This window comes from Frankia sp. CeCAU1, from assembly GCF_977971845.1.
This window is the reverse complement of the sequence record NZ_CDWWXA010000132.1, coordinates 1-12695: the sequence shown is the minus strand read 5'-3', so window position 1 is coordinate 12695 and position 12695 is coordinate 1. Positions and strand designations below refer to the sequence as shown.

Below are 12695 nucleotides of genomic sequence, written 5' to 3'. Positions count from 1 at the left end.
CACCCGCGGCAGGAACACCGCCTCGCACAGCCGGGCCGCGCGGCCCCGCACGGAGGCGACCCAGCCCGTTGGCACCGACGCGCCGGCCAGGGCGGCGAGCACCGCGGCGGCACGGCGGACGGGCAGGTGATGGGCACAGACCAACCACGCCGCCCGGGCGAGTAGGCCCGGCCCGTACCCGACCCGGCCGGTCGCCCACGCAGGGGCCTGCCCGGCGCTGGTCGCCGTGCAGCACGGGCAGACCCTGGCCACGATCCGGTACTCGGTCACATACGGGCGTGGCGGCGGAGGCGGAACATCGAAAATCTGCTGGCGGCGCGTCGCGAACACCGGCGCGCCCGCCAGCGACCCACCGCAGCCCCCGCAGACCGGCGGATCAACAACGATGACCTCATCCGGGTCCGCGACCATGTTCCGGGTCTGCCCGGGCCTGCCGGGCTGCTTCCCCCGCGACCAGCCCGACGACGTCCGCGACGACCGTTTCGGCGCCTTCTTCGCGTAAGGGCTGTCCGAGGACGGGGGCTTCGACGACGTGCCGCTGTCCTTGCCTGCCTGGCGTTCCAACTGCTCGACCCACGCGGCCAGCAGCTCGATCAACCGGGCCTGCTCCGTGATCAGCGCAGCCTGATCGGCAATCGTGGCGTCGCGGTCCGCGAGCAGCTGCACGAGCTCCTCGTACGTCGGCCGGCTGCCGGATCCCACACCCGCAAGCTAGCGATCACGACCCACCGTTACGCAACCACCAAAGCGACCACAGAACAAGATCCAGCGGATGGCTGGCCGCCCCTTGCGACCCCAGCTGAACAGCTACCTACTGGCTGCTGTTCATCGGTGGCGTGCTGACCGCGATCACCATCGTGGGCCTGGTGTTCCAGCACGAATCCACCGATGAGAAGAACTCGCAGGACGCCGCCCGGGGTCGCGCGGCACCTCCGCACCGGGCGAGGGCCGGTGATGGTCGATACAGGGGCGCCGGTGAAGGCCGGTGGGGGCCGCCACGGCGGCGTACGGCGATGAGCCCGAAGGAGGAGTATATGATCTTTCCACGCGGTCTGGCGATCTCCGCGGCGTTCGCGACGCTTGCCGGCGCGCTGTTCGCTGTCGATGCCGTGGTCGTGACGAGCCGGGCACTGGGTGAAACCCTCGTGCTCGCCTGCGCCGTGTTCGCCTTCGGGGGCGTGATGGCCCTGCTTCCGCAGGGACGGCGTTGACTCCGGCGGGCTCCGCCGACGCGGAGCGACCGCAGCGACCGGCTGGACCAGACGGGGCGGCCCGGCCCGGCGACCCGTGCCCTGCCCCAGCTGCCCGTCACGGTCGACGCCGATGGGTGTTTCCGAGCCCGGTCGGATTTCCCCGAACCGGTCGGGCCCGGCTTCTGGAGCCGCTCATGACCGCCACCACCGGCTCCGGGACCTCCACGCGGCGCGCGGACCGTCCCGGGCGGGAATCGCCGGGCCCCGGGCGGGAATCGCCGGTGACCGCTGCCGGTCACAAGGCGGTCGGATTCATCGACCGGCGCCTGGGCAGCGCGAGGTTCCTGCGCAGCGTGATGAACAAGGTCTTCCCCGACCACTGGTCCTTCATGGTCGGCGAGATCGCGCTCTACAGCTTCGGCGTGCTCGTGGCCACCGGGGTCTACCTGACGTTCTTCTTCGAACCCAGCGAGCAGCAGACCGTCTACGACGGCTCCTACGTGCCGCTGCGCGGGGTGACGATGAGCCGTGCCTACGCCTCGACCCTCGACATCTCCTTCGACGTCCGCGCCGGCCTGGTCATCCGCCAGATCCACCACTGGGCGGCGCTGCTGTTCGTCGCGGCGATCATCGTGCACCTGTGCCGGATCTTCTTCACCGGCGCCTTCCGTCGCCCCCGGGAGATCAACTGGCTGATCGGGGTGAGCCTGCTGCTGCTCGCCATCGCCGAGGGCTTCGCCGGCTACTCCCTGCCCGACGACCTGCTGTCCGGGACCGGGGTGCGTATCGCCTACGCGATCGCCGAGTCCATCCCCGTCGTGGGAACCTGGATCGCCTGGGGCTTCTGGGGTGGCGAGTTCCCCGGCACGCACTTCATCACCCGGCTCTACGCGGTGCACATCCTGCTCGTCCCGGGTCTCCTCCTCGCGCTGATCGGCGCCCACCCGGGGATCCTGTGGCACCAGAAGCACACCCAGTTCCCCGGCCCTGGCCGGACGGAGGACAACGTTGTCGGTAGCCGGCTGTTCCCCGGCTACGCCGCCAAGTCGGTCGGTTTCCTGCTCATCACCGCCGGCCTGCTCGCAGTCGTCGCGCCGTCGTCGGCTTCTTCACCCGTCCCCGCGCCTAGCATTCGGCCGGCGGGGGCCCATAATGGGTATTCCCGGAACGCAAGCGTCAGCCAACAGGCGACCACCATTTGAACGGCGCGCCGAGAGGATCAACTCGCCTGGCCCAACCAATAAAAACCTGGCACGGGCTCGGAGAGCAACGTAACAGCCGTCGAAGGCACTTTCGGCGGGCTCCCACGAGACGCTGGTCACAGCGGAGAACCGATGCCCAGGGAAATTCAACCGACAAACATGGCATCGAAACAGCCGGGTACTTCCGCGGCGAGCGGTACTGGCCGGCTCGTTCGGTGAACGTCGCGCTGCGCACTTCACGCCAGCCGGGGCCCGACTCGGCGAGGATCGGGCCCGCACGGCCCTGACCAGGCAGATTCACTCCTGTCGCCGGTGAGATGACAAGCACCTCAAGCCCTCGGGGTCGGTTTTCCACCGGTTACGTCAGACTCGCTACCCCCGCCTCTTCGGCGAGCCGACCTACGAAAGTATTTCTACCTGATGCGCGGCGCGCTCCACGCATTAATGCCATGCCGGAGCCCGCCCGATGACTATCAAGGTGATTATGGACACGATCCAGCCGCCGACGGGGGATGGAAAATCAGAGGACCAGAGCCGAGAAGTTGAGCGGAGGAGGATCGTGACCACGGACGGCGCCCGAACCGGGCAAGCCGGCGAACCGGGACAGCTCAAGCGAGGCCACGGCTCCCCGTACCTCGCTTCCTGATCGTCGAACCTGGCCTGGGCGGCTCATCCGGACGGTGAGAAGCACCTCTCGTCCTGGCCAGGCTGTTGCTCAGGTCCCGCAGCTCGACTCGGAGTCCGACGTCCGGAGTCCGGCGTCCGCGTCCGGAGTCCGAGACCGCGAGCCAGCACGCATCGAGGACCGCTGGCCGAGCGGACCTTACTGCTGATCGTGCACCGGCGCTCCACTTCCGCGAGACCGACCAGGCCCGATGGTGGACGAGTCCTCCCCAGTTCGCCCGCCAGCCCACGGACAGCTCCGACCTGCATCAGCAGCCGGTCAACGGCGGCGTAGACCTGACCGGCATCCCCGAACCCTTTCCGCCACCAACTGCCGAAGGTGGACCATGACAATCCTCGACGACAGCACCGCGCCCGGCTTCGTCGGGCCGCCGAGCTCCCACGGTCCGCGTCGTGACCCGGCTCCGCTCCTGCCCGACCCCGAGCCGGTCCGGGTCCTCGGCACGGAGGCGGCGGGGAAGGTCGACACCGATCTGCTGCGCGTCCTGTACCACCGTCTGGTGCTGGGACGGCGCTTCAACCAGCAGGCCACGACCCTGGCCAGGCAGGGCCGCCTCGCCGTGTACCCGGCGTCCACCGGCCAGGAGGCATGCCAGATCGCCGCGGCCATGGTGCTGCGGGAGTCGGACTGGCTGTTCCCCAGCTACCGCGACACGCTGGCGGTGGTGTCGAGGGGCGTGCGCCCGGTGGACGCGCTGACGCTGATGCGCGGGAACGCGCACAGCGGCTACGATCCGCGGGAGCACCGGATCGCGCCGCTGTCGACTCCGCTGGCCACCCAGGCCTGCCATGCGGTGGGCCTGGCCCACGCCGCTCGCCTGCGCGCGGCCTCGGATCCGTGGGCGGCGGAGGACGTCGTGGCGCTTGCCCTGATCGGCGACGGCGGCACCAGCGAGGGCGACTTCCACGAGGCGCTGAACTTCGCCGGGGTGCTGAACGCGCCAGTGGTGTTCCTGGTACAGAACAACGGCTATGCGATTTCGGTGCCGCTGGCCCAGCAGTCCGCGGCGCCGACGCTGGCACACAAGGCGGTGGGCCATGGGATCACCGGTCGCCTGGTGGACGGCAACGACGCGCCCGCGGTGCACGGTGTGCTGCGCGCGGCGGTCGAGCACGCGCGGTCGGGTCGCGGCCCGGTGCTGGTCGAGGCGGTCACCTACCGGCTGGAGGCGCACACCAACGCCGACGACGCGACCCGCTACCGCACCTCGGAGGAGGTCGCCGCCTGGCAGGCCCGCGATCCGCTGACGCTGCTGGAGCGGCAGCTACGCAAGGCCGGTCTCCTCGACGACGCCGGCGTCGCCGCAGTCGCGCGGGCCGCCGAGGAACTCGCCGCCGAGATGCGCGCCCAGTTCGATCGTGTACCTGATCTCGATCCGGGCTCACTGTTCACGCACGTCTATGCCCAGCCGACCAGCCAGCTTCGTGAGCAGGCCGCCGAGCTGATGGCCTGGCAGGCCGCGGACGCAGCCAAGAGCGACGGCGCACGATGAGTGCCGCGACCATGGTGCGGGCCCTCAACGCCGCGTTGCGCGACTCGCTGCGCGAGGACGCGCGCGTCCACATCCTCGGCGAGGACGTTGGCACCCTCGGCGGCGTCTTCCGAGTCACCGACGGCTTGGCTGCCGAATTCGGCGCGCAACGCTGCCTGGACACCCCCCTGGCCGAGGCAGGCATCCTCGGCACCGCCGTGGGCATGGCCATGTACGGCCTGCGGCCCGTCGTGGAGCTGCAGTTCGACGCCTTCGCCTACCCCGCGTTCGAGCAGCTCGCGTCGCATGTGGCCAAGATGCGTAACCGCACGGCCGGGAAGACCACGCTGCCGATCACCATCCGCATCCCGTACGGCGGCGGCGTCGGCGGCGTCGAGCACCACAGCGACTCCAGCGAGGCCTACTACGCGCACACCCCAGGCCTGCACGTCGTCACCCCCGCCACCGTCGCCGACGGCTACGGGCTGCTCCGCTCGGCGATTGCCTCGGACGACCCGGTGGTGTTCCTGGAGCCCAAGCGGCTCTACTGGTCTACGGACGAGCGGTCCATGGACGAGCGGTCCACGAACGACTTCTCTCCGGCCGAGGTGCCGCCGATCGGCCGCGCGGTGGTCCGCCGGACCGGTACCTCGGCGACCCTCCTGACCTACGGCCCCTCGCTCCCCGTGTGCCTCCAGGCGGCGGCGGCCGCGCGCTCGGAGGGCTGGGACCTGGCGGTGGTCGACCTGCGCTCGCTGGTCCCCTTCGACGACGAGACGGTCTGCGAGGCGGTCCGCGCCACCGGGCGCGCCGTTGTGGTCCACGAGGCCGCGGGTTTCGGCGGGGTCGGTGCGGAGATCGCTGCCCGCGTCAGCGAGCGGTGCTTCCACCACCTTGCCGCCCCCGTCCTGCGGGTCACCGGCTTCGACATCCCTTACCCGCCCCCCATGCTCGAACATCACTACCTTCCCAGCGTCGACCGCATCCTCGACGCCGTCGCCCGACTCCAGTGGGAGCAGTGACACCGTGGCCGCGGTACGCGAATTCCCCCTCCCCGACCTCGGCGAGGGCCTGACCTCCGCCGAGGTCGTCCGCTGGCTTGTCGGCGTCGGGGACGTCATCACCGTCGACCAACCCGTAGCCGAGGTCGAGACCGCCAAAGCCGTCGTCGAGGTGCCCTGCCCCTACGCCGGCGTCGTCACCTCCCTCGCGGGCCTGGCCGGTACCAGTGTCCCGGTCGGCACACCACTGATCACCGTGGCCGTCAGCGAGCCGGCAGCAGGGCGAACGGGCTCCGGGAACATCCTCGTCGGTTACGGCACCAGCACGGAACCCCCCCGAACCCGCCGCCGACGACGCGTCGGCGCTCCCGGAGCGCCCCCCGTACCGGCGCTCACCCCGACTCCCGGACCGGCGACGCCACTCGGGCCTTCCGCCCAGACCGTGGTCAAGGTCGTCTCGCCCCTCGTTCGCCGCTTCGCCCGCGAGAACTCCGTCGATCTCCGAAAACTCGTCGGCACCGGCCCGGGCGGGCTGATTCTGCGCAAGGACGTGGAGAGTGCCATCGCCCCGCGTTCCGCTCCGTCGCGCCCGGCGGGGACCGACTCGACCGTCGTCCCGCTGGACCCGCTGGCGCGGCGCGCGGCGGAGACGTTCGCGCGCAGCAGGCGCGAGGTGCCGGACGCCACCTGCTGGGTCGACACGGATGCCACCGCGCTGCTCGCAGCCAAGGCCACCCTCAACGACACCCGCAACGCGGGGGGCGCCGAGCCCAGAATCGGTCTCCTGGCGATCCTGGCCCGCATCTGCGTCGCAGCCCTGGTCCGCTTTCCCGCACTCAACTCCGCCGTCGTCACCGACGCGGACGGCCGCGCGACCGGCGTGCGCCACCACGCCGCCGTCCACCTGGGATTCGCCGCCCAGACCCCGCGCGGCCTGGTCGTGCCCGTGGTGCACCACGCTCAGGGCCTGACCACCGCTCGACTGGCCGCCGAGATCGCCCGGTTGACCGCCGCCGCCCGCGCGGGCACGCTCACTCCCGCCGAGTTGACCGGCGGCACGTTCACGCTCAACAACTACGGCGTCTTCGGTGTCGACGGCTCCACGCCCATCATCCACCACCCCGAGGCCGCGATGATCGGCATCGGCCGGATCGTCCCCAGGCCCTGGGCGGTGGACGGCGAACTGGCGGTCCGCAGGATCGTGCAGCTTTCGTTCACCTTTGACCACCGAGTCTGCGACGGCGCCACCGCCGGGTCCTTTCTGCGCTTCGTCGCCGACGCGGTCGAAGACCCCACGGTGCTGCTGCGCCACCTCTGATCGCCGTACCTCTGACCACCGCCTTACCAGCAGGCGATGACCGCTGCCCGCCCCGGTCCTAGGAGGTCTGTCTTGCCTGCTTACCCCCCCCGCTACACCTACCTCGGCCCCGAGGGGACCTTCACCGAGGCCGCGCTGCGGACACTGCCGGATGCGCAGACGCATGAGCTGTTTCCCTCCCTCTCCGTGGCGGAGGCGTTGGACGCGGTGCGCAACGGGGACGCGTCCGGCGCGCTGGTACCGATCGAGAACTCCGTCGAGGGGGCAGTGACCGCCACGCTGGACGAGCTCGCGACCGGCAGGCCGCTGATGATCTGCCGCGAGGTGCTGCTACCGATCAGCTTCGCGCTGCTCGTGCGGCCGGGAACCACGCTGGAGGACGTCAAGACCGTCACCGGCCACCCGGTCGCCCGGGCCCAGGTACGCCGCTGGCTCGCGGCTCACCTGCCGTACGCGGAGTGGGAATCGGCCGCGTCCAACGCCGAGGGGGCCCGGCTGGTGCGGGAGGGGCGCTTCGACTGCGCCTTCGCCGGGGAGTTCACCGCGCGGCGCTACCGACTGGAGGCCCTCGTGACCGACATCCACGACGTCCCCGACGCCACCACCCGTTTCGTCCTGCTCGGCCGTCCAGGCCGCGCCACCGCGCCGACCAACGCGGACAAGACGTCCATCGTGGTGTGGCCGGCCGCGGACGAGCCGGGCGCGCTGCTGGAACTCCTGCAGGAATGGGCCGTTCGCGGGGCCAACCTGATGCGGATCGAGTCCAGGCCGACCGGCGAGGGCCTGGGCCGGTACTGCTTCTCGATCGACGCGGAAGGGCACATCAGCGACCGCCGGGTGCGCGAGGCCCTGATGGGGCTGCACCGGATCTGCCGGAAGATCCGTTTCTTGGGGTCCTACCCCCGCGCCGACGAGGCCGCCCCGTCCGTACCCCCAAGCATGACGGATCACGAGTTCGTCAGGGCCGCCGACTGGCTCGCTCGCTGCCTGGACGGCCGTGGCGAGGACTGGGAGGCGTGCGGATCTGGGCGGCGTGCGGGCCTGGGCGGCGTGCGAACTGGGCGGCGTGCGAACGCGATCCGGTGGCCATTGTTCGGTGCGCCTGATGAAGCGGTGCCATAGCCCTTTCGTGGTGGTGTCGTAAACGCGTCATTATCTTGCGCTGGCGACGCCATATCTGATTGTTGCTGGTGATGGTGCTGTACGGTGTTCTTTTCCCCATTCGGGTCTGTTCCGTGGAGACGTGCGACACAGACCCCCGGTGGCCTGCTCGGAGTCAGGAGTAATAGGTACATGGGCCCATGTGTCTTTGGCGTGTTGACGCGTCAATCTGGTGAAGTTGTTCAGCCCGATTTCCAGGCCTGCGCTCCGCGCCCCCGGACGGGGTGGGGGAGCGTCTGATGGCCCTGCTCGACGTGGTCACGAAGGCCGGTCCCGAGCGGACATACGCTCGTCCACTGACCTCGGGTGACCGGGCCTACCTCGCCTTCAGCCGGCTCAATCCCGGGGAGTTCCAGGACGTCGGTGCGCTGCTGTTCGTCGACGGCCCTCCGCTGGAGCTGGCGGACCTGCGTGCGCACGTCGCCGAGCGGCTGCGCGACCCTCGGGCACGGATGCTTACCGACCGTCTCGAGACTGTCGCGGTCCGGTTCTCCGGTCGCCGCTCGACGGCGAACGAGACCCTCTGGGTCTGCGGTCCAGGCCTGAACGTCGACGACCACGTTGTTGCCATGGACCTACCGTCCGCCGGCGGTGTGGGCGGTGTGGGCGGTGTGGGCGGGGGCGACGGTGGTGTCGGCGATGCGCGGCTGCGTGCCGCCGTCGACCGTATTGCCGCCCAGCCGATCGACCTCAGCCGGCCGCCGTGGATGCTCTACCTGCTGCGCGCCCCGGGGTCGTCCGGCACGGTGCTGGTGTACCGGACCAGCCACATCCAGCAGGACGGCTTCGCGCTCTACCAGGCGCTGCACCTGCTCTTCGGGGGGGAGGACGAACTCGACCTCGGCCTGCCTCCCGCTGTCCGCCGGCCGCGGTCCTCGGACTATGCGGGTTTCGTCGGCCGGGGGCTGCGTTGCCTGGCGCCCACCCGCGCCCTCGAGGCCTGGGGCGGGCCGCCGGCCGGGCCGGCGCGACATTCCTGGGTCACCACCGATCTGGGCACGCTGCGAGCCGTGGCCCGCCACCACGATGTCACGGTCAACGACGTCTATCTCGCCGCGCTCGCCGGGGCGCTGCGGACGTGGTCCCTTCCCGAATGGCGCCGGGACCGTCAGCCCATCCACGCGCTGATGCCCATCAGTTTCCGGACCGCGGCCGAACGGAACGTGCTGTCGAACTATTCCTCGGGTGTGCGTGTCCCGCTTCCCTGCGGGGAGCCGGACCCCGGCCGGCGGCTGGCGTGGATCGCCGCGGAGACCCGTCGCATGAAGAAGGGCGGGCTGGGGGTGGTGGAACGTCACCACTTCTCCACCCTGGCGACGATCGCCTCGCCCCGCATGCTCGCGGGCGCCGCCGCTTACCCGGCCCAGACCCGGAAGATGGCCCTGGTGGCGAGCAACGTCCGGACGATGCGCGGGCCGCTGGCTGTCGCGGGACGCGCGGTTACCGGGCTGGTCGGCACGGGCCAACTACTCGTCGGACGTCAGCATCTGGCCGTCGCCATGCTTGGCATCGACGAGCGGGTCGGTGTCACGTTCGTGGCCAGTGCCAGCGTGCCGAACCACGCCCGGCTGGGGCAGCTGTGGCTGGCGGAACTCGACGTGCTCAGCCGGCTGGTGCCCCCCACGCCGGCGTGAGCGTGCCTGACGGACCGGTCCTGACCTTCCGGCCTTCGTCGCTGGCCGAGGCTGTCGAAGCGCTGGAGCGCACCATCGAGGGTTCGCTCATGGCTGGCGCAGCGACAGCACGCCGGGCGCGTTGAGATCGAACCGTGTCCCGAAGCCACGGCTGATCCTGGTGAGAACCCCCCGTAGCCACCCGGCGTCTTCGGGTGCGGCGCGCCACAACCGCATCCGCCGTGTCTGCAGGGGCACCATCCGCAGGCCGGTCAGCGTCGCGCCGGGCGGATCGACGGCGACCCCGGCGGAGACGAAGTACGCCAGCCGCAGGTCGTCCCGGTACATTTCGTAGCCGGTAATGCCCTCGTAGTCGTTGATGAAGTCGCCACAGCCGTACAGGACAAGCCGGTCCCGGTACACCTCGACGGGACGCGGATGGTGCGACGAATGCCCGTGCACGACGTCGACACCGCCATCGATGAGCCGGCGGGCGAAGCGGATCTGGTCGTCGTCTACGTCATAGCCCCAGTTGGATCCCCAGTGGACGGAGGCGACGACGAGGTCACCGGGGCGCTTCGCCCGCCGGACGCGGGCGGTCACCTCCTCGGCGGTGGCGTCCGACAGTTCGGGGATGACGTCGATGCCGGCCCGGCCCGGGGTCGCGGCCCACGTCCGTGGAATGCCGCTGGAGGACAGGCCGAACGAGAAGACCAGGACCCGCCGGCCCCCGCCGAGCGGGACCATGGCCGGTTTGCACGCCTCGTCCGCGTCGCGTCCGGCTCCCACCGCTCTCAGCCCGGCCGTGAACAACGCGTCGAGGGTCTCGACGAGCCCGCGGTGGCCGAAATCCAGCAGGTGGTTGTTCGCCAGCACGCACACATCGGGCCGGCCGGCGGCCAGACAGGGAAGGTTGTCCGGATTCATCCGATAATGAACCGCCTTTCCGGCGGCGAAGTCATCGCACCGGGTGATGCTGTTTTCCAGGTTCACCACCCGAACATCGGCCCGGACCTCATCCAGCACGGGCAGCGCGTCACCCCAGGGCCAGGAGAATTCGACCGGACGAGGAATCGGGCCGTTCACCGCCTCCGCCAGCTCGACATAGGCGCGGGCATCCTGGACATATCCCTCGGAAAGCCTCGGATCTCCCGGATGCGGCAGAATCTGGTCGACACCGCGGCCTAGCATCACGTCGCCGCAGAGGAACAGCGTCACCGCGCCATCGTGCACGGTTCCAGTCTAGGCCACCGGCCACCGGCCACCGGCCCGGATTCCGCCGGTTCGCCAAATTGACACCCCCCAGGGCAGGGCGGAACCTGTAGGCCGCGAGCGGAACCCCCGAGGGGGTGGCCTCATGCACGGAGTAAGGACCAACGCCTTCGCCGAGACTCATAACGGCGATCCGTGTCTCCCTCCGTGGCAGGGCTCTGACTCATACCGATTGCCGTGCGCCAGTTACCCGGAAGCGGTCCGCGCGAGCGGCGCACACGCCCTGCGTGCGGTGCCCGGCCCGGCCCGGGCGCCACCACGGGACGCTTGGCCACACGTATCAGGTTGGACGCCTTTTGGTGCCCCCCAAGCAGCGAAGAAAAAGGAACCAGAAATGAGAAGGATCGCCGCAGCCATAAGCGCCGTCCTGCTCCTCACCCTCAGCTTGGTCTTCACCGAGGCGGGGGTTTCTCGGGCGGCGGCTCCACCGGTCACACCTGTGCTCATGCACATCCGCTTCGCCCACGCGGCCAGCGCCCGGGTGGACATCGTCACCTTCGTCTTCCGGCCGTCAGCGCCGAAAGATGTCAGAGCCGAGTACGTGCCGAGATCGGGGCTGATCCAGGACGGATCCGGTAATCGAGTCTTTGTGCTGGGCCGATCCTTCGTGAAGGTCACCCTCCACAATTCCGCCGCGCACAACCTCGAAGGTCAACCCACCGCTCCAAGGAACCTCTTCCCTCTCGGCCGGACAACGAATGTCGTCCACGTGAAGCAGGGCGGCGACTTCGAGGGTGTGGTGACCTACTACCTCGGGCTGTGTGGACGCAGGCCAGCACCGCCGGCGCATCCGACCGTGAGCAGCGTGGGCCGCGACGTCATCCTGAGCATCCCGACGCGGTAGCGGTAACACGCCACAGCGCCCTGCCCCGTTGCGCGATCGACGCTTTGGTGTTCGTGGCGTCGATGAACGCGAGGTAGGAGGTCCGTCTGCCTCGACGCTCCCCCCGACTGACGTCACATCGTGGGCGTTACCCGATTCTGATCGATGGGCCAGGCGGGCCGGTGGATGAACGTCCAGGACAGATCCGGTACAAAAAATCTGGTCCAAAATGGACAACACCGGCCCACCGGGCCATCGGGATCAAAATATCCCGGGAGCCCAAACTAGCAGTTGACGAACTCCGGTTGCTGGTTGAGGACCTGGCTCTCCGGGGAGACGAAGCGGCGGTACTGCTCGCCGCTCGTGGCCTGGGGGCGGAAAGCGGCCAACCGATGGCAGTTCTGGAAGGCCAGCGCCACGCCGAAGTGCCGTTCCAGAGCCGCGCGTATCGAGGTGCTGGCCATCGCCCGCAACAGCTGGCCCTGCTCGGCGTCGTCCGCGGGCGGGGTCTGGTTGTCGGCGAAGTCGCGGGTTGCGGTGGGCAGCTCGCAGGCGAGCCGCTCGACCAGGCCGTAGGCGTAGGGCAGGGAAGTGCGGATGCAGGCGAGGAAGTCGGCCTCGTCGACGTGACCTTGTTCGGCCTGCGTCAACAGGTCGGGCGACACCGTCAGGGACATGGATACCTCCTGGGCTGGTGGCAGCGACAACGATCACCACTGTCTTGGATGTAACAACCGTTGTCAATACCAACAGTAATACTCCGCATGCAGATCGATTGCGCCGCGACGGGGAGCCCCGACACCCCGCCGGATCTGCCGTGCGATGCGACGCGTCCGCCTCCATGCACCCGGCGCACGCCCCGGTGGACGGTACAGGACGTCCGACCCGACAAATCACCTGGTCGATCATGCGGGCGGGCGGGCGGACGGCATGGAGGCGGACGCGTCGCATCGCAC

10 protein-coding genes and 1 pseudogene are annotated in these 12695 nt (G+C 69.9%); 8 read left to right on the top strand and 3 right to left on the bottom strand.

Annotation, left to right across the window (positions count from 1 at the left end; translation table 11 throughout):
- A partial coding sequence (locus AC08OO_RS19005; protein ID WP_476611110.1) for a DUF6444 domain-containing protein occupies positions 1–666 on the bottom strand: 666 nt, incomplete at its 3' end.
- A 368-nt stretch (positions 667–1034) separates the two neighbouring features.
- On the opposite strand from AC08OO_RS19005, the gene AC08OO_RS19000 reads away from it, so the two are divergent.
- The 7 genes and pseudogenes from AC08OO_RS19000 to AC08OO_RS18970 all read left to right on the top strand — a co-directional run bounded on the left by AC08OO_RS19000 (position 1035) and on the right by AC08OO_RS18970 (position 9665).
- Complete coding sequence (locus AC08OO_RS19000; RefSeq protein WP_476618830.1) at positions 1035–1211, top strand: hypothetical protein; 177 nt, start codon at positions 1035–1037, stop codon at positions 1209–1211.
- A 176-nt stretch (positions 1212–1387) separates the two neighbouring features.
- Positions 1388–2311: pseudogene (locus AC08OO_RS18995) on the top strand (cytochrome b); the annotation flags it as partial.
- Between the two features lie 1094 nt (positions 2312–3405).
- The gene (gene pdhA / locus AC08OO_RS18990) at positions 3406–4572 is read left to right on the top strand and encodes a pyruvate dehydrogenase (acetyl-transferring) E1 component subunit alpha (protein ID WP_476611108.1); all 1167 of its coding nucleotides are present in this window, start codon (positions 3406–3408) and stop codon (positions 4570–4572) included.
- Entirely contained in the window at positions 4569–5573 is a 1005-nt protein-coding gene (locus AC08OO_RS18985; RefSeq protein ID WP_476611107.1) for an alpha-ketoacid dehydrogenase subunit beta, read from the top strand. The genes pdhA and AC08OO_RS18985 overlap by 4 nt, the downstream gene beginning before the upstream one ends.
- Before the next feature lie 4 nt (positions 5574–5577).
- Positions 5578–6870: a dihydrolipoamide acetyltransferase family protein gene (locus tag AC08OO_RS18980; RefSeq protein WP_476611106.1), complete on the top strand. Its 1293-nt coding sequence runs from the start codon at positions 5578–5580 to the stop codon at positions 6868–6870.
- Positions 6871–6942: 72 nt separating this feature from the next.
- Positions 6943–7992 carry a prephenate dehydratase gene (gene pheA, locus AC08OO_RS18975; RefSeq protein ID WP_476611105.1) on the top strand — a complete coding sequence of 350 codons (1050 nt, stop codon included), beginning with the start codon at positions 6943–6945 and terminating at the stop codon, positions 7990–7992.
- Between the two features lie 278 nt (positions 7993–8270).
- Positions 8271–9665 carry a WS/DGAT domain-containing protein gene (locus AC08OO_RS18970; RefSeq protein ID WP_476611104.1) on the top strand — a complete coding sequence of 465 codons (1395 nt, stop codon included), beginning with the start codon at positions 8271–8273 and terminating at the stop codon, positions 9663–9665.
- An 87-nt stretch (positions 9666–9752) separates the two neighbouring features.
- On the opposite strand, the gene AC08OO_RS18965 is transcribed toward AC08OO_RS18970, so the two are convergent.
- Positions 9753–10862, bottom strand: a complete 1110-nt coding sequence (locus tag AC08OO_RS18965; protein ID WP_476618829.1) for a CapA family protein — start codon at positions 10860–10862, stop codon at positions 9753–9755.
- A gap of 388 nt (positions 10863–11250) precedes the next feature.
- Here AC08OO_RS18965 and AC08OO_RS18960 point away from each other — a divergent pair, with 388 nt between their 5' ends.
- Positions 11251–11760, top strand: coding sequence for an AMIN-like domain-containing (lipo)protein (locus tag AC08OO_RS18960; RefSeq protein ID WP_476611102.1), 510 nt, complete (start codon positions 11251–11253; stop codon positions 11758–11760).
- A 263-nt stretch (positions 11761–12023) separates the two neighbouring features.
- Here the strand turns inward: AC08OO_RS18960 and AC08OO_RS18955 are convergent, their stop codons facing one another.
- Positions 12024–12416 (bottom strand): SCO5389 family protein, encoded by a 393-nt coding sequence (locus tag AC08OO_RS18955; protein ID WP_476611101.1) that lies wholly within the window; start codon positions 12414–12416, stop codon positions 12024–12026.
- Positions 12417–12695: the final 279 nt, after the last annotated feature.